Source organism: Acidovorax sp. (assembly GCF_027492855.1).
GTDB lineage: Bacteria > Pseudomonadota > Gammaproteobacteria > Burkholderiales > Burkholderiaceae_C > Acidovorax.
Map to the genome: position 1 here is coordinate 1 of NZ_JAPUDY010000086.1, position 22,947 is coordinate 22,947.

A 22,947-nucleotide genomic window follows, 5' to 3' on the forward strand; every position below is an offset into this window, starting at 1 on the left:
CCAGCACCTCTCAGAAGCGAAGCCCTCGACTATAGCATGGTTTGAATGGCCAAAGAAACAGGTCGGCCCGAAATGTCGATGCTCAGCGGCGCTGCGCCGCCACTGCAGCTTCCAGCGCATCAACGAATAGAAACGCCACGTCACAGCCTGTCTGGTCAAAGATCTCCTGGAAGCAGGTGGGGCTGGTCACATTGATCTCGGTCACGCAGTCACCGATCACATCCACGCCCGCCAGCAACAAACCCCGCTCCGCCAGAACCGGCCCCAACGCTTCTGCAATTTCCCAGTCCCGTGCAGACAAGGGCCGGGCTACGCCCTTTCCGCCTGCGGCCAGGTTGCCCCGCACTTCGCTGCCCTGGGGAATGCGAGCCAGGCAGAAAGGCACGGGCTTGCCGCCGATGATGAGGACGCGTTTGTCTCCGTCGACGATTTCGGGCAGAAACTTCTGCACCATCACGCTCTGTGCGCCGTTGCCGTTCAGGGTTTCCGTGATGCTGCCCAGATTGAGGCCATCGGGGCCCACGCGGAAGATGCCCATGCCGCCCATGCCATCCAGCGGCTTGAGGATGATGTCCTGGTGCTCTGCATGAAACCGCCGGATGTCCGCAGCATTGCGCGTGACCAGCGTAGGGCCGATGAACTCCGGAAACTCCATGATCGCGAGCTTCTCGGGGTGGTCGCGCAAGGCGCGGGGTTTGTTGAACACCCGTGCGCCATCACGTTCGGCCTGCTCCAGCAGGTGGGTGGCGTAGAAGTATTCGCTGTCAAAGGGTGGGTCCTTACGCATCAGCACCGCGTCAAAGTCCGCCAGCACGGCGCTGCGCTCTGGCTGGGCGTCGTACCAATGGGTGGCATCCCCCGTGAGATGCACATCGCGCACAGTAGCCGTCACCTTGCTGCCACGCTGCCAGGTGATGTGCTGCGGCTCGCACACCGCCAGCACGTGGCCGCGCCGCTGCGCTTCGCGCATCATGGCGAACGTGGTGTCCTTGTAGATCTTGAAGCTTGGCAGCGGGTCGGTGATGAAAAGCAGTTTCATGGTGTCGGATCAGAAAAAAGGGGTGGGTCAGGCGCCTTCAGCCTGCGAACGCCTGTACTGTTGCACAAATAGCGCGATGCTGCCGGCCACGACGCCCCAGAATGCTGAGCCCACACCGGCAATAACCACGCCGCTGAGCGTGACCAGAAAGGTGATGAGCGCGGCCTCGCGGTGAGACTCGTCGCGCAACGCGGTGGCCAGGCCATTGCCGATGGTTCCGAGCAGCGCCAGGCCTGCGATCGCCACCACCAGTTCTTTGGGGAAGGCCGTGAGCAACCCGGTGATGACCGCGCCGAAGAGCCCAATCGCCACATACAGGGCGCCGCACGACACGGCGGCGGTGTAGCGTCGGCTGCGGTCTTCATGCGCTTCCGGGCCCATGCACATCGCGGCGGTGATGGCGCTGAAGTTGAGCGCAAAGGCACCAAACGGCGCCAGGACCAGCGTGGCCAGCCCGGTGAGCGTGATGAGGCGAGAGATGGGCAGGTCATAACCCGAAGCACGGATCACCGCCACGCCAGGCAGGTTCTGCGAGGCCATGGTGACCACAAACAGCGGGATCGCCAGACTGACCAGGGCCGCCACGCTGAACTCGGGCGCCATGAAGACCGGCAACGCCAGTTCCAGCTTCACCGCACCCCAGGCCATCTGGCCCCGTGCGGCCACATAGGCCACGGCAACGGCGAGCGTGATGACCACCGCGTAGCGCGCCAACCAGCGGCGGCTGACCAGGTACACCATCAGCATGAGCAGCACCAGCGGCAGCGCCGTTTCTGCGGCTGCAAATGCCTGCAGGCCAAACCGGGCGAGCACGCCCGCCAGCAGCGCTGCTGCGATTTCCATGGGGATGCGGTTCATCACGCGCTCGAACCAGCGGGTGGCGCCCGCCAGGGTGATGAGCACTGCACTCACCATGAAAGCACCCACCGCTTCGCCCATGCTGAAGCCCCCAGCCAGCCCAGCCGTAGCCAACACGGCCGCGCCGGGGGTGGACCAGGCGATCATGACGGGTTGGCGCAAGATCAGCGAAGGCACCAGCGAACACAGGCCCATGCCCAAGCCCAGCGCCCACATCCAAGAGGTGACCTGGGCGGGCGTGGCACCGAACGCCTGCGCGGCCTGGAACACGATAGCCACCGAGCTGGTAAAGCCCACCAGCACCGCCACAAAGCCCGCGACGAAGGTCGAGAGGCTCAGGTCTTTGAAAAATTGCATGGACTGGATTCTGGCACCGAGCCCTCAGCGTTGCCCGCCAAGGGTGTTCTCGTAGTGTCGAACCAGAATACTATTAATTTGATAGCAACTAGCGCTTGATATACAAGCGCTAGAGTCCAAAAACAATCAAAATCCCTCAGATCTCGATCTTGGAGCCGAGTTCGACCACGGCGTTGTTGGGCAGGTGCAGGAAGTCCGCAGCGCCGCTGGCGTTGTGGTGCATCTGGGCGAACAACTTTTCGCGCCAGGGCGCCATGCCGCCGCCGATGGTGGGGATGACGGTGTCGCGCGACAGGAAATAGCTGGTTGTCATGGCCTCCAGCTCGCAGCCCCGGCCGCGCAGCAGCTCCAGCGCGCGTGGCACGTCGGGGTCGTTCTTGAAGCCGTAGTGGATCACTACCTGCCAGCAGTCATGGCCCAGGGGTTCGACCTGCAGGCGCTTGTCCAGGCCAATCCAGGGCGTCTCGTGGTTATGCACCGTGACGAACAGGTTTTGCTGGTGCAGCACCTTGTTGTGCTTGAGGTTGTGCAAAAGCGCATTGGGCACCGCCCCCACCTCGGCGGTGAGGAACACGGCCGTGCCGTCCACGCGGGTGGGCGGGCTGATGAACACAGACTCCAGGAAGTCCTTGAGGTCGATGGCGTCGGCGCGCAGCTTGTCATTGAGCAGGCGGCGCCCTTCCTTCCAGGTCATCATGAGCGAGAACACGATGCCGCCGATCACCAGCGGGAACCAGCCGCCCTGGAACAGCTTGAGCATGTTGGAGGCGAAGAACGCCAGGTCCACCACGAAGAAGCAGCCGGTGGCCGCGATGCACAACGCCAGCGGATAGCCCCAGCCGTAGCGGATCACGAAGAAGGTGAGGATGGTCGTGATCAACATGTCCAGCGTCACCGCGATGCCGTAGGCAGCCGCCAGGTTGCTGGAGGAGCGGAACATCACCACGGCCAGCACGATGGCCACGAACAACCCCCAGTTCACCAACGGTATGTAGATTTGGCCCGTGTCGCGCACGCTGGTGTGCTGGATGTTCAGGCGCGGCAGATAGCCGAGCTGGATGACCTGTTTGGTCACGCTGAACGCCCCTGTGATCAGCGCCTGCGATGCAATGACAGAAGCCATAGTGGCCAGCACCACCAGAGGAATCAGCGCCCAATCCGGCGCCATCATGTAAAACGGGTTTTTGACCGCCTCAGGCTGGGCAAGCAACAACGCGCCCTGGCCGAAGTAGTTCAGTGTGAGGGCCGGCATGACCACACTGAACCAGGCCAGGCGAATGGGCCGCTTGCCAAAATGGCCTAGATCCGCATACAGCGCCTCGGCTCCCGTAACGCACAGCACGACCGCGCCCAGAATGATGAAGCTGATGCCTGGGTTGGCCCAGATGAAGCCCAGCGCATGATGCGGGCTCAGGGCCCAGAGAATCTCGGGGTGGCCCACGATGTGCGACACACCCAGCAGCGCGATGCTGATGAACCAGATCAGCGTGATGGGGCCAAAAAACTTGCCGATGCCCCCGGTGCCACGTTTTTGCACAAAGAACAGGCAAAACAGTATGACCAGGGCGATGGGAATCACATACTGGGCGAAGTGGGGCGAGACAACTTCGAGCCCCTCCACCGCCGACAGCACTGTAATGGCCGGGGTGATGACGCCATCGCCATAAAAAAGCGCGGTACCGAAGATGCCCACCGCCAGCAGCACGCGGCGCAGTTGGGGTTTGTCCTTCACCGCCTGCGAGGCCAGGGCCAGCATCGCGATCAGCCCGCCTTCGCCGTGGTTGTCGGCGCGCAGCACCAGCACCACGTACTTCAGCGAGACGATGACGGTGAGCGTCCAGAAGAAGATCGAGAGAATGCCGTAGATGTTGGCGGGCGTGAAGGGTACGTGGCCGGACCCGAACACCTCCTTGACGGCATACAGCACGCTGGTGCCGATATCGCCATACACAACACCGATGGCGCCTAGCGTGAGCGCTGCGAGCGATGACTTGGAGCTTTGCACTGACCACCCCCGCGCGCTGGGGCGACGGGGTTCCGTTACTTTTGGGAACGCTATTGTGCGCCTGCCCCAGATCAAGTGCCTGACGGCAAATTCTCATGTTGCAACGCAGCAACTCGCCCTTGGCAACCGGGCGCAGACATGGCAGATCAGTCGTACACCTCGGCGTCGGGGTTGGTGGCTTCCAGCTCATAGCTGGCCGCCAGCATAGCCAGGCGCGCCACCACGCCATACATATAAAAGCGGTTGGGTGCGCTCACACCGGGGCGCACGCCGGGCTGGGGCATGTGTGTGCTGTGCTCGAAGGCCAGGGGCACAAAACTTGCGCCGGGGGCGTTGAGGTTCTCGTCCACGCCGCGTTCGGCATGCATGCGATAAAAGCCCCCCACCACGTAGCGGTCCATCATGTAGACCACGGGCTCGGCCACGGCTTCGTGCACGCGCTCCTGGGTCAGCACACCCTCCTGGATGATGAGGTCCGTGAGCGGCTGGCCGTCCTTGATGACGGCCATCTTGTTCTTGGCCTTGCGGTTGACCGCGTCCAGCTCCTTGGCATCGCGCACCGTCATGATGCCCATGCCGTAAGTGCCGTTGTTGGCCTTGACGATCACGAACGGCTTCTCGTTGATGCCGTATTCCTTGTACTTGCGGCGCACCTTGGTCAGCAGGGCATCCACCGTGGTCTGCAGCTTGTCCATCCCCACGTCTTGTGCAAAGTCCACCTCGTCGCACTGGCTGTACATGGGGTTCACGAGCCAGGGGTCGATGCCCAGCATCTTGCCGAAGCGCTTGGCCACTTCTTCGTAGTTCTTGAAATGCGTGCTCTTCTTGCGCACGCTCCAGCCCGCATGCAGGGGCGGCAGCAGGTACTGCTCGTGGATGTCTTCCAAAATGCCGGGCGCGCCCGCCGAGAGGTCGTTGTTGAGCAAAATGGTGCAGGGGTCGAAATCCTTGAGTCCCAGGCGGCGTTTGGTGCGCAGCACTGGCTCCAGCGTCACGGCGTCGCCATTGGGCAGCTCGACCCGCGTGGGCTTCTTGATCTCGGGGCTGATGGAACCCACGCGCACATTCAGGCCCGCCATGTTGAAGATGCGCTGCAACTGCACCACGTTGGCCAGGTAGAAGGTGTTGCGCGTGTGGTTCTCGGGGATGATGAGCAGGTTGCGCGCCTCGGGGCAGATTTTTTCGATGGCGGCCATGGCGGCCTGCACGGCCAGGGGCAGCATCTCTTTGGTGAGGTTGTTCCAGCCGCCAGGGAACAGGTTGGTGTCCACGGGCGCGAGCTTGAAGCCCGCATTGCGGATATCCACCGAGGTGTAGAACGGCGGCGTGTGCTCCATCCACTCCAGGCGAAACCAGCGCTCGATGGCGGGCATCGAATCGAGCATGCGCTGTTCGAGTTCGTTGATGGGCCCCGTGAGGGCCGTGATGAGATGCGGAACCATGGGGAGCCCTCAGAGGAGACGGGAACGATTGACAACCATTGTAGGGTTGGGGCGGGCCCCGCCCTTCGCAAGCCTGCCGGGCCGGTTTTTCTGGACGGCCACGCTCAGCGCCGCCAGAACGCCGGGGTCAGCAAGGCCATGAAACTCAGGATCTCCAGCCGCCCGAGCAGCATGGCCAGCGTGCACACCCAGAGCTGGAAATCGGTGAGCACCGCATAGTTGGAGGCAGGCCCCACGCTGCCCAGGCCCGGCCCCATGCAGTTGACGCTGGCGATCACCGCCGAGAACGCCGTCACCGCGTCCAGGTCGGTCAGCAGCAGCACCATGCTCAGGCCGATGATGGTGGCGCCATACACCAGCATGAAGGCCAGCACCGAGAAGATCACCCGGTTGTCCACCACCGCATCGCCCAGCCGCACGGGCTGCACGGCGCGCGGGTGCACCAGGCGGTTCATCTCGCGCCGCGCCTGCTTGAGCAAAATCAGCATGCGCACCATCTTGATGCCGCAGCCGGTAGAGCCCGCACTGGTCGCCACCCCCGACAACAGCAGCATGAACACCGGCGCAAACACGGGCCAACTCAGGTAGTCCACGGTGGCATAGCCAGTGGTGGTGGCGATCGACACCACGTTGAACATGCCGTAGCGCAGGGCGTCCAGCGGCGCATACACCCCTTTCACCCACAGCAGCACGGCCACCAGCAGCCCGCCGCCAATCAGTGTGAACAGGGTCGCGCGCAGCTCCGGGTCGCGCCAGAAGCCCTGCCAGTGGCCCTTGCGGATCGCCACAAAATACAGCGCAAAATTGCAGCTGGCCACCAACATGAAACCCACCGCAATCGCCTCCAGCAGTGGCGAATGGTAGAAACCGAAACTGGTGTCGTGCGGCGACAGTCCGCCCAGGCTCACCGTCGAGAACATGTACATCACCGCATTCAGCGGGTCCATGCCCCCGAGCCAGTAGGCCAGCGCACAGGTGGTGGAAAACAGCGCGTACACACCCCACAGGCCCTTGGCGGTTTCGGTCATGCGCGGGGTGAGTTTCGCGTCCTTCACCGGCCCCGCCGCCTCGGCCTTGAACAACTGGCTGCCGCCAACGCCCAGCAGGGGCAGCACCGCCACGGCCAGGATCAGGATGCCCATGCCGCCCACCCACTGCAAGAAGGTGCGCCACACGTTCATCGACACGGGCAAGGAGTCGAGCCCGGTGAGCACCGTGGAGCCCGTGGTGGTCAGGCCCGACACCGCCTCGAAGTAGGCGTGTGTGAACGACATGGGCCGCCCGATCTCATGGGCGGCCAGCATCAGCGGCAGCGCGGCAAACAGCGGCAGCAGCACCCACACCAGGGTGACCAGCATCACGCCGTGGCGCGGCTGCAGCTCGTGCCGGAACAGGCGCAGCTTCCACCACAGGCCGCAGCCCACGGCCAGGGTGGCGGCCATGGCCACCGGGTAGATGTGCCACACCCCGTCGCGCCAGAACCAGGACACCGCCATGGGCAGCCCCATCGTCAGCGCGAAAATCATGATCAGGATGCCCAACACCCGCAGCACGGGAAACATGTCCACCATGGCTCTCTCGCTGGCTGTGGGTCAGAAAAATGTGGCGCTGACGCGGAACAGCTTTTCCACGTCCCGCACCAGGCGCTTGTGCGGCAGGAAGAACACCACATGGTCGTTGCTCTCCACCACGGTGGAGCTGCGCGGGATGATCACCTCGGGCTCCGGCAGGTCTTCGTCGGTGGGGGCGTCGGGCGACTCCGGCAGGCCGCGCACGATCAGCCCCATGTGCACCTCGTGGGGCAAATGCAGGTCGCTCACTTTTCGGCCCACCACGCGCGAGCTCTTCTTGTCGCCACGGGCCACGATTTCCAGAGCCTCCGCCACGCCCCGGCGCAGGCTGTGCACGGCCTGCACGTCGCCCTGGCGCACGTAAGCCAGCAGCTCGCCCAGCATGGCCTGCGCGGGCGACAGGGCAATGTCGATCTGTGTGCCGTGCATCAGGTCGGCATAGCTGCGGCGATTGATGAGCGCCAGCACCCGCTTGGCCCCCATGCGCTTGGCCAGCAGGGACGACATGATGTTGTCCTCGTCGTCATCAGTGAGCGCCAGGAACAGGTCGATCTCCTCCACGCTCTCGCCGCCCAAGAGGTCCTCGTCCGTGGTGTCGCCCTGCAGCACCAGCACCTCCGAAGGCAGCGTGGACGCCAGCTCGATGCAGCGGTCGGGGTTGTCTTCGATCATCTTGATGTGAAACCGCCCCGGCTCCTTGCTGAGCTGGCGCGCTAGGCGCGAGCCCACGCGGCCGCCGCCCGCGATCATGATGCGCCGCACGGGCGGCACCGGGTGGCCGCCGCGCCGGTGCAGGGCCGTGATCACGTCGGCGATGTGGCTGCTGGCCGCCAGCACGAACACTTCGTCGCCGGGCTCGATGCGCGTGTTGCCGTCACAGGCCACAAAACGGTCGGGCTCATCCTGAAAGCGCCGGTAGATGGCCACCAGGCGCATGGCCACGTCGGGCGAGCTGTCGCGCAGCTCGCAGATGGTGTGGCTCACCATGGGTGCCCCGGCCCGCGCGCGCACCGACACCAGGCAGGCCCGCCCGCCCGCAAACTCGCGCACCTGCATGGCCTCGGGGTACTCGATGAGCTTGCCGATGTAGCGGGTGAGGGATTCCTCGGGGCAGATGATGCGGTCCACCGCAAAACCTTCGGGGCCGGTCATCTGCTCATTGAGCACAAAGCCGCTGGAGCGCACGCGCGCGATGCGCTTGGGGATGTTGAAAAAGAGCTGCGCCACCTTGCAGCACACCAGGTTGGTCTCGTCCTGCGCGGCGCAGGCGATGAGCAGGTCGGTGTCCTTCGCGCCCGCCTCGGCCAGCACGGCGGGCTCGATGCCGTTGCCCACCACGCCGCGCAGGTCAAAACGCGACTCCAGGTCGCGCATGCGCGCGGCATCGGTGTCGATGACGGTGATGTCGTTGCGCTCTGACACCAGGCTTTCTGCCACGCTGTAGCCCACACGGCCCGCGCCGAGGATGATGATTTTCATGCGAAATTGGCCTTCAGCGCACTACTGACAAGCGCAACAAGCTATCAAAAACATAGCAAATCAACCCCGAACCTCGCCCTCGCCCAGCACCACGTACTTGAGCGAGGTCAACCCCTCCAGGCCCACCGGTCCGCGCGCATGGAACTTGTCGGTGCTGATGCCGATTTCGGCGCCCAGGCCGTATTCAAAGCCATCGGCAAAACGGGTGCTGGCGTTCACCATCACACTGGCCGAATCCACCTCGCGCAGGAAGCGCTGGGCATGCACATGGTTGGTGGTGAGGATGGCGTCGGTGTGGTGGCTCGAATAGCGGTTGATGTGGGCAATGGCATCGTCCACCCCCTCCACCACCTTCACGCTGATGATGGGCGCGAGGTATTCCTCGCTCCAGTCCTGCTCGGTGGCAGGCACCAGCTTCGCGCCGGGCACGGCCGCCAGGATGGCCAGCGCCTCGGGGCTGCCGCGCATCTCCACACCCTTGGCGGCATACACGGCGCCGATCAGCGGCAGAAACTGCGCCGCCACGCCGCGCGCCACCAGCAGGCCTTCGCTCGCGTTGCAGGGGCTGTATTTGTTGGTCTTGGCGTTATCGGCAACTTTCACCGCCATCGCGATGTCGCAGGGGTCGTCCACATAGGTGTGGCAGTTGCCGTCCAGGTGCTTGATGACGGGCACCTTGGCGCCCGCGCTGATGCGCTCGATCAGCCCCTTGCCGCCGCGCGGGATGATCACGTCCACAAACTGCGGCATGGCGATGAGCTGGCCCACGACTTCGCGGTCGGTGGTTTGCACCAATTGCACCGCGTCCTGCGGCAAACCTGCTTCGGCCAGCGCCTGCTGCACCAGCTTGGCGAGCGCCTTGTTGGAATCAATGGCTTCCGAGCCGCCGCGCAGAATGCAGGCGTTGCCACTTTTGATGGACAGCGACGCGGCCTCGATGGTCACGTTGGGGCGGCTCTCGTAAATCATGCCGAACACGCCGATGGGCACGCGCATCTGGCCCACACGGATGCCGCTGGGTTGCTGCTTCATGCCGATGATCTCGCCAATCATGTCGGGCATGGCGGCCAGTTGCTCGCAGCCTTCGGCGCAGGTCTCCAGCACCTTGGGACTGAGCTTGAGGCGGTCCACCATGGGCTCGGCCAGGCCTGCGGCGCGGGCGCGGTCCAGATCGCGGGCGTTGTCGGTCTGCAGCGCATCCACGTTCTCGCGCAGCAGCCGGGCCAGGGCCTTGAGTGCTTTGTTTTTGATAGCTGCTGGCGCTTTAGCCATCAGCGCAGAGGCCGTTTTTGCCTGCAATCCAAGGGCTTGCGTGTATTCGGCGACGTTGAGCGCATTCATGGCGAAATTCTCGCACACCCCACCCGCGCGAGCCGCCCTCTCAGCGCATGAAGCGCCCGTCGCGCCCTATGTAGGTGAGCTCCACAAAACGCGAGCCCTCACGCGAACCCTTGGCAAAGCTGATCTCGAATCCGCCGAGATCGACCTTGCCCATCGACTCCAGGGCCTGGACGAAGCGCGCCACGGTCAGCTCGCGGCCCGCGCGGCGCAGCCCTTCGGTCACGGCCTTGGCGTTCAAAAATGCCTCGAACCCCACAAACGACAGGTTGGCAAAGCCGCTGCGCTGCATGGCCGCGCGGTACTCCTGGGCGGCCACCACGCTCTTGCTCCAGGGGAGCGGGACCACGGAAGTGACGACCATGCCCACCCCATCAGGCCCCAGCGCCTGCACCGTGGCCTGGCTCCCCATGACGGACAGCGCATAAAACCGCATCCCCCGGCCCACGGCGTTGTAGCGCTTCACGAACTCCAGCGTGGCTTTGCCGGTGGTCACCAGCACCAAGGCATCCGGGCGGCTGTCGTGAAGCACCTGCACCGCCGCGTCCACATCCGAGGCATCGGGCCGCAGGCTGGCCTGGGCATGGAGCTGCATGCCACGCCGCGCCAGGGCATTTCGCATACTGGCCAGCCCGTCCTGGCCAAAACCGTTGTCCAGATAGACCATGGCGATGCGCTGCTGGCTCAGCGTGTGCAGGTGCGCGACGATTTTTTCGATCTCATCGGCGTAGCTGGCGCGCAGATGGAATATCGCGGCACCTGTGTCCGTGGCGGTGCGCAGGTTCCCCGCGCCCGTGATGGGCCCGAACAGCGGCAGCCCGGCCTTGTCCAGCAGCGGCTGCACGGCGGTCACATTGCCCGTGCCCGTCATGTTGAGCAGCGCAAAGGCCTGCACCTCGCTCACCATCTTCTGCACCGCCTTCACGCTGTTGGCGGGCACATAGCCGTCGTCGAGCGTGACAAGCCGCACCGCGCGGCCATGGATGCCCCCTTGGCGATTGACGCCATCGAACCACGCCTGTGCGGCATTTGCGATGTCTTGCGTCATGCCGCTCAAGGGCCCCGTGAGGGCAATGATCTGCCCGAGCACGATCTCGCGCTCGGACACGCCGCCAGCGCTCGCCTGCGCCCCCCACGGCCCGAGGGCTGCAGCCAGCCCGGCCAGGCAGGCGCGGCGGCGCAAGAGGCCGGTGCCCGGCGAGCCCCCGGCCCGTGGGCTGTTCAACAGCCGGTCCACGATCACTGCGCCCCGATCACGGCCTGTGTCTGGGTCGCATCGAACACCAGCCGCGAAGGCCAGCCTTGCCAGGTGCGCCCCAGGCCCGCGTTGTTCGGGTCCCCCGTGCGTGCAAACGCCCCCAGGCTGGCCATCATCGCCCCCGACAAGGCCAGGCGGCCGGGCTTGTTGGCGGTGCTGTTGGTGACGTTGGCAAACAGCGAGGGGCCGAAATTGCCAAACAGGAAGGGCAGGTCAAACGCATGCGCGGCCCCGTAGATGGTGTTCCACGGCGCGGGCTGCTGAGCCCAGCGGAAGTCGTAGGCCCACACCTTGTCCTGCTGCGTCTTCAAGGTGTTGAGCACGTTGTCGCGGCTGAGTCCGAACAAGCCGTTGCCAATCATCGCCGTGCGAGCGTTCCAGCCGGTCGCTGCGGTGTCGGCGGGCAGGTAGTACGGGTGGATGATGTCGCCGATCGCCGTGGCGGCGGGAGCGTCTGGCCGGTAGTTCATCATCAGCTTGAAGCGGTCGGCATCGTTCATGACAAAACCCGCAGGCCCGCCCAGAAGCGGCAGGAACGGAGCAAACAACTTGCCCTCGTCCGCGGTGACGCCCGCCAGCACCGGCATGCGGTTGTATTTGCCAGCCGCCATGGCGCTGATGGGGTCGGCAGGCAACACAGTGCCATCCGGGATCGGGCCGGACCCGGTCAGCCCGCTGGCAAGCAGGGTGCTGAGCAACTGCTTGCCATCCTTGCCCCGCAGGTAGGTGGCCACTTCAGCCGCGCCCATGCCTGCCACCGCCGTTGCGGCAGCGGTCATGTCGGCGGCGCGGCCGTCGGCCACCAGCAGGCGCGCCAGCAAGGCGTTGGCCTGCGCGGCATACGTGGTGGCGGGGTTCAAGGTGGCGATGGCGCCTTTGGGCAGGTTGGACGCCAGCGAGATGCCCCCAGACAACGGAACCGCCTTGTGGAACAACCCGGCGGCGGCGGGCGATGCCACCAGGGCCCACACGTTGATGGCACCGGCCGATTGCCCCATGAGCGTGACATTCCCCGCATCTGCGCCGAACACGGTCGCATTCTTTTTCACGAAGCGCAGGGCCTGCATCACATCGAGCAAGGCAAAGTTGCCCGAAGCCTCCTCGGCGCTCGCGCCCTCCTTGAGCTGCGCCAGATTGAAAAAGCCCAGCGGCCCCACGCGGTAGTTGACCGTCACCACCACGGCATTGGCCGCCTTGGCCAGCGCGGCGCCGTCGTACACCGGGTCGGCCGTGAAGCCGCTGATATTGCTGCCCCCATAAACGAACACGATGACCGGCAGTTTGTCGGCGTCGCCATCCGGGCGCCAGACGTTGAGCGTGAGGCAGTCTTCGCTGCCCACGGGCGTGTTGAGCGTGGTGGCAATGGTCGCGTCATAGGTGTTGTTGGCGCCGGGTCCGTAGAGGCGCCCGTTCTGCAGGCAGGCCTGGCCGAAGCGTGTGGCGTCCCTGGCTGTGGCCCAGGCAGCCGGCTCCACCGGCGCCCGCCAGCGCAAGGCGCCAACCGGTGGTTGGGCGAAGGGAATGCCCTTCCAGGAAAGGGTGCCCTGGCCCGCGTCACGCGCCCCTTCGACCACCCCGAGGTGCGTGGTGCGCGAGGTCGGTGCATCGCTGCTGTTGCCTCCACCACATGCCGCCACGAAGCCGACGGAACACAACGCCGCGGCCACTCCCTTCCATCTGTCGTATCGCTTCATCATTGTTTGTCTCCTTGGTATCGAGGGAAATCTCCAGTTGCAAGCACCCGCACCCTGCACGGACACTGAACTGAGGCGGGCGCAGCGTCCAAATGCAGTCTAGAAGCGGCAAACACGCATGCGCCTATCCCAACAACGCCAATCACCTGACTTCACGCACATGCCTCGCACCAGTTCCTTCGCCTGGGTCCGCGGCCTTGCCGACATGTTTGCCGCGCAAGGAGTGGACACCTCCGAACTACTGGCCTGCGCCGGCATGGACCCCTCGCGGCTCGAAGACCCCCAACAACGCTTCAGCGTGGACGAGGTCAGCCTGCTGTGGGAACACGCCGTGCGCCTGTCCGGGAACCCCGCCCTCGGCCTGGACCGCGCGCTCGCTGCGCGCCACGTCAACATGGACCTGACGGCCTACGTGATGCTCAGCAGCACGCACCTGCGCGCCGCACTGGAGAACCTTGCGCGCTATATGGCCGTGGTGTCTGACGCCGCCCTCTTCTCGCTGGAGCCAGATGCCGAGGCGGCAGGCTGCTGGCTCGTGCTCGGAGGCCTGGGCAATGAACGCCCTGTGCCACGCCAGCGCTACGCCTATGGCCTGCTGACCCTGCTCTTTATCTGCGACTGGCTGACGCGGCGTTCCATCCGCCCCAAGGCCGTGGACTTCCGCTTCGTCAAGCCGCCCAACGCAGCGCGCCACCACGAGGTGTTCGGCGCGCCGGTGCGTTTTGCCCAGGCCGAGAACCGCATCCTGCTGTCCGCCGAAGACCTGCTACTGCCACTGCCCTCATGCAACCCCGCCTTGATGGCAATGCACGAAGCCGTGCTGCGCGAGCGCCTGCAGGCGCTGGGCCGCAGCAGCACCAGCGCCCGCGTGACGGCAGAGATACTGCGCCAACTGCACCGCTGCGAGCCCCGGCGCGAAGCCGTCGCCAGATCGCTGGCCATATCAGACCGCACTCTGCAGCGCCGCCTGACCGAAGAGAAAACATCGTTTGCCGAACTGCTGGACGATGTGCGGCAGGAGCTGGCGCGCAAATACCTCAGCGAAGAAAACCACTCGCTGAGCGACGTGGCCGATCTGCTCGGGTTTGCCGATCAGAGCAATTTTTTTCGTGCTTGCCGCCGCTGGTTTGAGGAGCCTCCCACGCAATACCGCCAGCGGGTGCTGGCGGCGTCTGGCGCGCCCATTGCCGCCGACACAGCCGCCCCATGAGCCCCACCAGCTCCAGCGCCTGGGTTCGCGGCCTGCTGCGCATGTTTGCCGACCAGGGGGTGGACCCGTCGGCCCTGCTTGCCCGTTGTGGGCTCTGTGCACAGCGCGTGGCCGACCCGGCTGCGCGCTTCGCGCCCGACGACATCACGCGCCTGTGGGAAGCCGCGCTGCAGTTGTCGGGCAACCCAGCGCTGGGTATCGATGCAGAGCTGGCTGCGCGGCACATCGACTTTCAAGAGCTTGGTGTCGTGATGCTCTCGTGCACCGACTTGCGCGAAGGCATCGACCATGCCGCGCGCTATCTGGCGCTGGTCTCCAGCGCCACCGTTTTCAGGGTAGAGGCGGATGCCAGGGGGTGCTGGATAGAGATGGGCCACACCGGCGTGTCGCGCCCCGTGCCGGTGCAGCGCACGGCCTATTCACTGCTCGCTGTGTTGTCCATGTGCCGATGGGTGACACGCAGGGCCATCAAGCCGCTGACCGTCGAACTGGCGCACCCCTTGCCGCCTGGCGAGGCACGCTACAGCGCGGCGTTCGGCGGCCCCATTCTGTGGCAGAGCGGCACGCACCGCATGTTGCTCTGCACGGCAGACCTGGACACGCCGATTCCGTCACGGGACGCCCGCCTGCTGCCATGGCACGAACGCACCCTGGACGCCCGCCTGCAGGTACTGAGTCAGGACAGCGTCGCCCTGCGCGCCAAGGAGGCCATCGTTGCCGCCCTGCAGCGGGGGGAGCCCCGCAGGCTCCACATCGCCCAGCAACTGGGCCTGTCCGAACGCGCGCTGACGCACCAACTGCAGCAAGAGAACCAGTCCTTTCAAGCCCTGCTCGACCACACCCGCAAAGAACTGGCGGAGCGCCACCTGAGTGAGCGCCGACTGGGCCTGGCCCAGATCGGCCACCGCCTGGGGTTCAGCGACGAAAGCAACTTTGTGCGTGCATGCCGCCGCTGGTTTGGCGTGTCCCCCGGTGTGTACCGTGACGCACAGACCCAGGCGGCCCCGATGCAGAGGCCGCCCCCCGGCGCCTGATACGGTTTTGCATTCAATCGGATAACTAGGCGGGACGCAGCAGACAGTGCTTTAGCACGGCAAGGCGACCCAACAACGTTATACGTTTTAAGGCAAATCCGTATGATTCAGTTTGCCGTGGCCAGGGTCTCTATCTGGCGCGCCACCCGCTCTTCGTCCTCCCCGAACAGGCGCTGTGCATCCTGCCCAAAGTGCTGGCGACGCAAGGCGCGCTGCGCCGCCAACATCTGCGTCGCGCCCTCCACGCCCTCGGCACGGCCAGGCTGCGTGAACAGCGCCTTTTCATCCGCGCGCAAGGCTCGCAGTTGGGTCAGCACGCCCAGTGCCTGGGCAGCGCCCGCATCGTCGAGCCCCGCAGCAGCGACCTGCTCAGGCACTTGCGCATCGTGGTCGCTGTGTTCTGTGTCCAGCAGGGCGCTCAGCCGATCGATCGCCCCTGAATCCACCAGGAGCTTCCCCGATGGATCGGTGCGAAAGACCAGGTTGCGCCCAATCCCTGGCGCCCCGGCCAGGCCACCCTCGCCATCACCTCCCGCTGCGGCAGGGGCCGAAGGCGCCCCCTCGACCCGCCCCACGGAAGGAGCGCGCTCAAGGCCGCCCTGCGGCGACTCCGGCGACTCCGGCGACTGCAGCTGGTACAGCCCCCAGGCCAGCAGGACGGCAAACACGGCCCCTCCAGCAACGCGGTACATCTTTCCCATGGCGTGTCAGCGGCGGTAGTTGCGAAAGAAGGCCCAGCTGATGCCGGTCGCATCTGGCGCGAGCTCGTCGCTGAATGGCCACACCGACGGGCCGCCGCTCCAGGCGTGGTTCATGCCGTCGACCGTGTATTTCTGCGCGACCACGGTGCCGCCACTGTTGCGGTAGGTTGCCACCGTGTAGGCGCGGCCGTTGGCCACCGGCGTCACGTGCGACGTGGTGCTGGCGGCCACGTAGGCGGCGCTGTTGTTGTCACTGCCATCGTCGCCATAGTCGTTCGTCTGCACAAACTGCCGCACCGTCTGGTCGCCATTGACCGGGTTCACGACGATGTCGCTGGTGCCGTGGAACACCAGCATCGGCATCAACCGGCGTGGCGAGCCCGAGCACTGCCAGGCCCGTTTGCCGCGCTCGTCCGGATCGTAAGGACTGCCCAGCAGCAGCGACTCGGCAGCGGTGACCAGGCCCACGCCGCCCTTGTACATGCCCCCGGCATGCACCGCCGCCGCGGCGAACAGGTCCGAGTAGCAGGCGGCCATGGTGGAGGTCATGGCGCCGCCCGCCGAGATGCCGGTCACGTACATCCGCGAGGTGTCCACGGAGTAGCGGTTGCGAACCTCTCCCACGATGCCTGCGAGGATCGACGGCTCGCCCGCCCCGCGCGTCTGGTTGGTCGACAGCATGAAGTTCCAGCAGCGCTGCGGGTTGGAGGTCACGTTCTGGCGCGGATACACGACGATGAAACGGTCGCGGTCCGCCAGGTCGTTGAAGCGGCTGACCGCCGCCATGCTGTTGGGATCCGTCAGGCAGCCGTGGAGCACGAGCACCAGGGGCACGGGCGTGCCCGCCTGGTACCCGGATGGAATCCACACCTGGTACTCGCGGGCCCCCCACAGGTTGCCATGCACACCAAAGGTCCAACTGCCTGCGTGGGCAGACACGCTCCCCAGCATGGCGACGATGAAAACGAGCAAAGCCGCCGCGCGGCCCGCCCCACGATGAAACAGGTTTTCCACGATATGTCTCCTAGAGTTGTTGTGGTGGGGGGACTCTAGGCAGCGCGGCCCCGTTGGCCATTGGCCGACCCGCGCCATTCCGCTGTCTTTGCGAACGGGGCGGCCTGGCGTGCGCGATACTCACCCCATGTCGTCCACCGCCCTTGCCGAACTGCAGACCCTACAGAGCCAACTGGATGCGCTGCGCAGCGGCGCACTCAGTGTCGCCACCCTGTCCACCCAGGCCCGCGCGTCCAGCGCACTGCTGGCCGCCCTGCCGCCGCGCTACACCGAGGTGCTGCACGGCCTGCTGGACCGGCTCGAATCGAGCGCGCTGTTTTCAGAAGAAAGCTGCTCGTTCAGCCAGAAGGATCTGCTGGACAACCTGCAGATGTGGGTGGAGAAGGCGCGGGGAGTGTTGGCAATTGCTTGATGCAATTGCTATTATTCTGATAGCTTTTAGCGCTTGATGAATAAGCGCCAGAGCCCATTTCCATCAAAATTGCTCAGCGCGCCGCCTGCGTGAGTCGGCACACCTGCAGCGCCAGCCGCTGCAGCGCCTGCCAGCTGTTCTGCGGCCAGTCGGGCTGCTTGAGGCCCTTGACGATGCCATCGACCGTGTGGGCCGACTGCAGCAGGCGCGCCAAAGCGGCGTCGCTGGCCTTGGGCAGGATGCGCTCGAACAGGCGCTCCTTGGGGCCCCAGATGCGGTTCTCGCGCAGGGCCATGGGCAGGGGGCGCCCGGCGTTCATGGCGTCCTTCACGCGCTTCAGGGCGCGGATGTCTTCGGCCAATGCCCAGTGCACCAGCACCTCGGCCTCGCCTTCGGCCTGCAGGCCGTCCAGCATGCGCTGCACGCGGGCGGTGTGGCCGGAGAGCACCGATTCAGACAGCTTGAACACGTCGTAGCGCGCCACGTTGAGCACGGCGGCTTCGACCTGGGCCTGGGTCAGCTCGCCTGCCGGGTGCAGCAGGGCAAGTTTTTGAATCTCCTGGTGCGCTGCCAGCAGGTTGCCCTCCACGCGGTCGGCAAAAAACTGCAGGGTGCGCTGGCCTTCCTCGCCCGCCACCACGCGCTGGCCCTGCGCGGCCAGGCGCTGGGCGATCCATTGCGGCAGCATGCCGCGCTCGATGGGGTCGATCTGGACCGAGGTGCCGCTGGCTTCGAGTGCGGAAAACCAGGCGCCGGTGCGGGTGGCCTTGTCCAGGCGCGGCAGCATCACCAGGGTGAGCGTGCTGTCATTGCCCTTGGCCGCCTCGGCAAGCTGCTGCAACGCCACGCTGCCGTCCTTGCCGGGCTTACCTGAAGGGATGCGGATCTCCACGATCTGCTTGTCGGCAAACAGGCTCAAACTGCCGCCTGCGGCCAGCACGGCGCTCCAGTCGAAATGGGCGCCAGCCACGGTGTAGCTGCTGCGTTCGGTGTAGCCCTGGGCACGGGCCGTGGCGCGGATGGCGTCGGCGGCTTCCTGCTGCAGCAATGGCTCGTCGCCATGCAGCACATAAAGCGGCGACAGGCCCCGTTGAAGATGCGGTGAGAGTTGGGCCAGGGCGACTTGCATGCGGCAAAGTTTATCGCCTTGCCCGACGGAGAATTGCGCAAATTGCTACCGCACGCCCACACTGTGCGCAAAAGTGATGGCGGCCTGATCAGCTCTTTCACTGTTCATTGGCGCCCAAAGCCCCGAAAATCTCCCCGGCCCCATCCTCTCTCGCCCCTGACCAGAAAGCCCCCGCACCATGCCCCCCAATGCCCTTCGCAGCGCTCAGCCCACTAGCCTGATCGGCGCACCCACCGATATCGGCGCCGGGGCGCGTGGCGCCTCCATGGGGCCCGAGGCTCTGCGCGTGGCGGGGCTGCAGGCGGCGCTGGAGAGCCACGGCCTGCAGGTGTTTGACCGGGGCAACCTGAGCGGCCCGGCCAACCCCTGGTTGCCGCCCGTGGACGGCTACCGCCACCTGCCCGAGGTGGTGGAGTGGAACCAGCGTGTGTTCGATGCCGTGTATGCCGAGCTGCAACTGGGCCACCTGCCCATCCTGCTGGGCGGCGACCACTGCCTGGGCCTGGGCAGCATCGGCGCAGTGGCGCGCCATTGTGCGGAGGCTGGCAAGAAACTGCGCGTGCTGTGGCTGGATGCCCATGCCGACTTCAACACCAGCGCCCTGACCCCCAGCGGCAACGTGCATGGCATGCCCGTGGCCTGCCTGTGCGGCTTTGGCCCCGAGGCGCTGACCGGGCTGGCCCGCATGCCCGACGGCGGCCCCGCGCTGCGCCCGAGCCAAATCCGCCAGATCGGTATCCGCAGCGTGGACGAGGGCGAAAAGCGCTTTGTGCACGAACAGGGCCTGGAGGTTTTTGACATGCGCTACATCGACGAGGTGGGCATGCGCCAGACCATGCAGCAGGCGCTGGCCGGGCTGGATGCCCACACCCATCTGCATGTGAGCTTCGACGTGGATTTTCTGGACCCCGACATCGCGCCCGGCGTGGGCACCACGGTGCCCGGCGGCCCCACCTACCGCGAGGCGCAGCTGTGCATGGAGATGATCGCCGACAGCGGGCGCCTGGCGTCGCTGGACATTGTGGAGTTGAACCCCGCGCTCGATGTGCGCAACCGCACGGCTGTGCTGGCCGTGGACCTGGTCGAGTCGCTGTTTGGCAAAAGCACGCTGATGCGCGTGCCCTCGCCGGGCCACGGCCTCAGCGCCTGATCAGCGCTTGGCGGCCGCCAAGCGGCGCATGAGCTGCTGCACCAGGTCGGTCCGCATGTTGCGGTAGAGCAGCGCCTCTTCGGCCTCTTTGGCCAGCGCAATGGTTTCGTTGTAGCTGATGTCGCGCTGCTGCAGCAGCTCGGTCTCAGGAATCATCTCCACGCCCGCAGGCGTGCGCAGGCGGAACCGGATGCGCAGGCGCAGCTGCAGCTCGCGCACCTGGCCCGATGCGTTGAGCCCCACCACCGAGCGCTCCTGCTGCTCTCTCAGCAGGTCGAGGATGGCATCGGCCTTGGGCATGTCCGCCGGGTCGCTCAGCATCCGGAGCTTGCCGCCCGAGCCCTCCAGTGTGCGCTGCAGCTCTTTTGCCAGCGGCGAGTTGGCGGGGGCTGCGATGTAGAGCGAGTCAAACCCGAACTCCGGCACGCCCCGCAGGCGAAAACCGCAGGCGGACAGCAGCGCCACGGGCGCAAGGCAAAGCAGTGTGCGCTTGTTCATGGGGGTTACACCACCACGTTCACGAGGCGGCCCGGCACCACGATCACCCGCTTCGGATGTGCGCCTGCAGCCTGGGCCACAAAGGCTTCGCTGGCCAGCGCGATGCGTTCGATCTCGGCCTTGTCGGCCTGGGCGGGCACATGGATGGAGCCGCGCAGCTTGCCGTTGACCTGCAGCATCAGCTCAATCTCGTCCTGCACCAGCGCGCCCGCATCCACCTGCGGCCAAGGGGCGTCGAGCAGCTCGCCCAGGGCACCGGCGTAACCCAGGCCTTGCCACAGGCTGTGCGCGATGTGGGGGGTGGCGGGGTACAGGCAGCGCAGCAGGATGCCAAAACCTTCGATCAGCGCCACTTGGGCACCAGCCGAGTCCGTGGCCTTGAAGTCTTCGAGCGCGTTGATCATCTTCATCGCGCCCGAGACCACGGTGTTGTACTGCATGCGCTGGTAGTCGTAGTCCACCTGTTTGAGCACGGTGTGGATCTCCAGGCGCAGGGCCTTGGCCTCTTTGCCAAATTCCACATCTTTAAGGCTGCTGGCGCGCGCCACACTTGCGATGGCAGCTTCTCTATCAATAGCAGAAAGCTTGGCGGCAAAGTTCCACACGCGGCGCAGGAAGCGGTAGCTGCCCTCCACCGCAGCGTCGTTCCACTCCAGCGTGGCCTCGGGCGGGGCGGTGAACATGGTGTACAGGCGGGCGGTGTCGGCGCCGTACTTCTCGATCAGGTCCTGCGGGTCCACGCCGTTGTTCTTGGACTTGGACATGGTGCCCACGCCCTCGTAGTCGATGGGCGTGCCCACGCTGAGCAGGCCGTCGCCGCTAGTGGCTTCGTTCTTGAGCTGGGCGCCGATGATCTTGCCGCCTTCATCCAGCACATGCTCCACATCGTGCGGCCAGAAGTAGTCCTTGCCGCCCTTGGCGGTGCGGCGGCTGTAGATGTGGTTGAGCACCATGCCCTGTGTGAGCAGCTTGGTGAAGGGCTCATCGACCTTCACCAGGCCCAGGTCGCGCATGACCTTGGTCCAGAAGCGCGCATACAGCAAATGCAGGATGGCGTGCTCGATGCCGCCGATGTACTGGTCCATCGGCATCCAGTAATCAGCACCGCCAGCCACCATCGCATCGGCGTTCTTGGGGTCGCAATACCGCATGAAGTACCACGAGCTGTCCACGAAGGTGTCCATGGTGTCGGTCTCGCGGCGCGCGGCCTTGCCACACACGGGGCAGGTCACACCGGCGTGGAAGCCCTCGTGCTTGTGCAGCGGGTTGCCCGAGCCGTCGGGGATGCAGTCCTGCGGCAGCACCACAGGCAGGTCTTTTTCGGGCACCGGCACGGCGCCGTGTTCATCGCAATGGATGATGGGGATGGGCGTGCCCCAGTAGCGCTGGCGGCTCACACCCCAGTCGCGCAGGCGCCAGGTGGTTTTCTTCTCGCCCAGGCCCTTTTGCTGCAGCGCGTGGGCCACGGCGTTCACCGCGTCCTTGTAGGAGAGGCCGCTGAAACTGTCGGAGTTGATGGTGACGCCGCGCTGTTTGTCGCCGTACCAGTCGTTCCACTGGTGGTAGTCAAAGTGCTCGCCATCAACAAGCACCACCTGCTTGATCTCGATGCCGTACTTGAGGGCAAACGCAAAGTCGCGCTCATCGTGCGCGGGCACGCCCATCACGGCGCCGTCGCCATAACCCATGAGCACGTAATTGCCCACCCAGACCTCGACCTTTTCTGCGGTCAACGGGTGGGTGACGAACAGGCCCGTGGGCATGCCCTTCTTCTCTTGCGTGGCGAGTTCGGCCTCGGTGGTGCCGCCGGTCTTGCACTCTTCGATGAAGGCAGCAAGTTCCGGGTTGGCCTTGGCCGCGTGGGCGGCCAGCGGGTGCTCGGGCGCCACAGCACAGAAGGTCACGCCCATGATGGTATCGGCACGTGTGGTGAACACATACATCTTGCCGTCGCCAATCAGCGCGCCGTCGTCACCCGCGATGTCGTGGGTAAAGGCAAAACGCACGCCTTCGCTCTTGCCGATCCAGTTCTCCTGCATCAGCTTCACGCGCTCGGGCCAGCCGGGCAGCTTGTCGCCGGTCACGAAGTCGAGCAGCTCTTCGGCGTAGTCGGTGATCTTGAGGTAGTAGCCGGGGATCTCGCGCTTTTCCACCGTGGCGCCGGTGCGCCAGCCCTTGCCGTCAATCACCTGCTCGTTGGCCAGCACGGTCTGGTCCACCGGGTCCCAGTTCACCACCTGGGTCTTGCGGTAGGCAATGCCCTTTTCGAGCATCTTCAAAAACAGCCATTGATTCCACTTGTAATACTCAGGGTCGCAGGTGGCGACTTCGCGGCTCCAGTCGATGGCCAGGCCCATGGCCTGCATCTGCTTTTTCATGTACGCGATGTTTTCGTGCGTCCATTTCGCGGGTGGCACCCCGTTTTTCAGCGCGGCGTTTTCGGCAGGCAGGCCGAAGGCGTCCCAGCCCATGGGCATCAAGACGTTGTAGCCCTTCATGCGCAGTTGGCGCGTGAGCATGTCGTTGATGGTGTAGTTGCGCACATGGCCCATGTGCAGCTTGCCGCTGGGGTAGGGCAGCATTGAGCAGGCATAGAACTTCTTCTTGCTCGTGTCTTCCGTCACGCGGTAGGCGTCGGTGGCGGTCCAGTGGTCGTGCGCGGCGCGCTCGACGTCTTGGGGAGAGTATTTGTCTTGCATGGGGGCTCGGGGGTGAGAGATGTGTGCAACCGCAGGGCTGCGCTGGGCAGATTTTAGGC

The 22,947-nt window shown here is 65.3% G+C and carries 18 protein-coding genes; 4 read left to right on the plus strand and 14 right to left on the minus strand.

Features of this window, described 5'->3' with window-relative positions:
- Window positions 1-82: 82 nt before the first annotated feature.
- The 9 genes from gshB to Q0105_RS16845 all read right to left on the minus strand — a co-directional run bounded on the left by gshB (window position 83) and on the right by Q0105_RS16845 (window position 13,041).
- Window positions 83-1,039 (minus strand): glutathione synthase, encoded by a 957-nt coding sequence (gshB, locus tag Q0105_RS16805; protein ID WP_298213283.1) that lies wholly within the window; start codon window positions 1,037-1,039, stop codon window positions 83-85.
- 27 nt (window positions 1,040-1,066) lie between these two features.
- Entirely contained in the window at window positions 1,067-2,254 is a 1,188-nt protein-coding gene (locus tag Q0105_RS16810; RefSeq protein ID WP_298213284.1) for a benzoate/H(+) symporter BenE family transporter, read from the minus strand.
- Between the two features lie 136 nt (window positions 2,255-2,390).
- Complete coding sequence (locus tag Q0105_RS16815) at window positions 2,391-4,259, minus strand: potassium transporter Kup (protein WP_298213285.1); 1,869 nt, start codon at window positions 4,257-4,259, stop codon at window positions 2,391-2,393.
- 146 nt (window positions 4,260-4,405) lie between these two features.
- On the minus strand, window positions 4,406-5,701 hold the full coding sequence (gene gshA, locus Q0105_RS16820; protein WP_298213286.1) for a glutamate--cysteine ligase: 1,296 nt from the start codon (window positions 5,699-5,701) through the stop codon (window positions 4,406-4,408).
- Between the two features lie 104 nt (window positions 5,702-5,805).
- A complete protein-coding gene (locus Q0105_RS16825) occupies window positions 5,806-7,272 on the minus strand; it encodes a potassium transporter TrkG (protein ID WP_298213287.1) in 1,467 nt (488 codons plus the stop codon).
- A 21-nt stretch (window positions 7,273-7,293) separates the two neighbouring features.
- Window positions 7,294-8,751, minus strand: coding sequence for a Trk system potassium transporter TrkA (trkA, locus tag Q0105_RS16830; RefSeq protein ID WP_298213288.1), 1,458 nt, complete (start codon window positions 8,749-8,751; stop codon window positions 7,294-7,296).
- 60 nt (window positions 8,752-8,811) lie between these two features.
- Entirely contained in the window at window positions 8,812-10,092 is a 1,281-nt protein-coding gene (locus Q0105_RS16835) for a glutamate-5-semialdehyde dehydrogenase (protein WP_298213289.1), read from the minus strand.
- 40 nt (window positions 10,093-10,132) lie between these two features.
- Window positions 10,133-11,314, minus strand: coding sequence for an ABC transporter substrate-binding protein (locus tag Q0105_RS16840; protein WP_298213290.1), 1,182 nt, complete (start codon window positions 11,312-11,314; stop codon window positions 10,133-10,135).
- Between the two features lie 14 nt (window positions 11,315-11,328).
- Complete coding sequence (locus tag Q0105_RS16845; protein ID WP_298213329.1) at window positions 11,329-13,041, minus strand: carboxylesterase family protein; 1,713 nt, start codon at window positions 13,039-13,041, stop codon at window positions 11,329-11,331.
- A gap of 160 nt (window positions 13,042-13,201) precedes the next feature.
- Between Q0105_RS16845 and Q0105_RS16850 the strand changes: the two genes are divergently transcribed.
- Window positions 13,202-14,251: an AraC family transcriptional regulator gene (locus Q0105_RS16850; protein ID WP_298213291.1), complete on the plus strand. Its 1,050-nt coding sequence runs from the start codon at window positions 13,202-13,204 to the stop codon at window positions 14,249-14,251.
- Window positions 14,248-15,285 (plus strand): AraC family transcriptional regulator, encoded by a 1,038-nt coding sequence (locus Q0105_RS16855; protein WP_298213292.1) that lies wholly within the window; start codon window positions 14,248-14,250, stop codon window positions 15,283-15,285. Before Q0105_RS16850 ends, Q0105_RS16855 begins: the two co-directional genes overlap by 4 nt.
- 107 nt (window positions 15,286-15,392) lie before the next feature.
- Here Q0105_RS16855 and Q0105_RS16860 read toward each other — a convergent pair whose 3' ends face one another.
- Both Q0105_RS16860 and Q0105_RS16865 read right to left on the minus strand, forming a co-directional pair.
- Window positions 15,393-15,986, minus strand: a complete 594-nt coding sequence (locus Q0105_RS16860; RefSeq protein ID WP_298213293.1) for a hypothetical protein — start codon at window positions 15,984-15,986, stop codon at window positions 15,393-15,395.
- Between the two features lie 6 nt (window positions 15,987-15,992).
- Window positions 15,993-17,000 (minus strand): PHB depolymerase family esterase, encoded by a 1,008-nt coding sequence (locus Q0105_RS16865; RefSeq protein WP_298213294.1) that lies wholly within the window; start codon window positions 16,998-17,000, stop codon window positions 15,993-15,995.
- Window positions 17,001-17,127: 127 nt separating this feature from the next.
- On the opposite strand from Q0105_RS16865, the gene Q0105_RS16870 reads away from it, so the two are divergent.
- A complete protein-coding gene (locus Q0105_RS16870) occupies window positions 17,128-17,412 on the plus strand; it encodes a hypothetical protein (RefSeq protein ID WP_298213295.1) in 285 nt (94 codons plus the stop codon).
- Between the two features lie 73 nt (window positions 17,413-17,485).
- Here the strand turns inward: Q0105_RS16870 and holA are convergent, their stop codons facing one another.
- Window positions 17,486-18,541, minus strand: a complete 1,056-nt coding sequence (gene holA / locus Q0105_RS16875; RefSeq protein ID WP_298213296.1) for a DNA polymerase III subunit delta — start codon at window positions 18,539-18,541, stop codon at window positions 17,486-17,488.
- Between the two features lie 178 nt (window positions 18,542-18,719).
- Here holA and rocF point away from each other — a divergent pair, with 178 nt between their 5' ends.
- On the plus strand, window positions 18,720-19,691 hold the full coding sequence (gene rocF, locus Q0105_RS16880; protein ID WP_298213297.1) for an arginase: 972 nt from the start codon (window positions 18,720-18,722) through the stop codon (window positions 19,689-19,691).
- Here rocF and lptE read toward each other — a convergent pair whose 3' ends face one another.
- Together lptE and leuS are read right to left on the minus strand one after the other, a co-directional pair.
- Complete coding sequence (gene lptE / locus Q0105_RS16885) at window positions 19,692-20,189, minus strand: LPS assembly lipoprotein LptE (protein ID WP_298213298.1); 498 nt, start codon at window positions 20,187-20,189, stop codon at window positions 19,692-19,694.
- Between the two features lie 5 nt (window positions 20,190-20,194).
- Window positions 20,195-22,888: a leucine--tRNA ligase gene (leuS, locus tag Q0105_RS16890; protein WP_298213299.1), complete on the minus strand. Its 2,694-nt coding sequence runs from the start codon at window positions 22,886-22,888 to the stop codon at window positions 20,195-20,197.
- Window positions 22,889-22,947 lie beyond the last annotated feature (59 nt).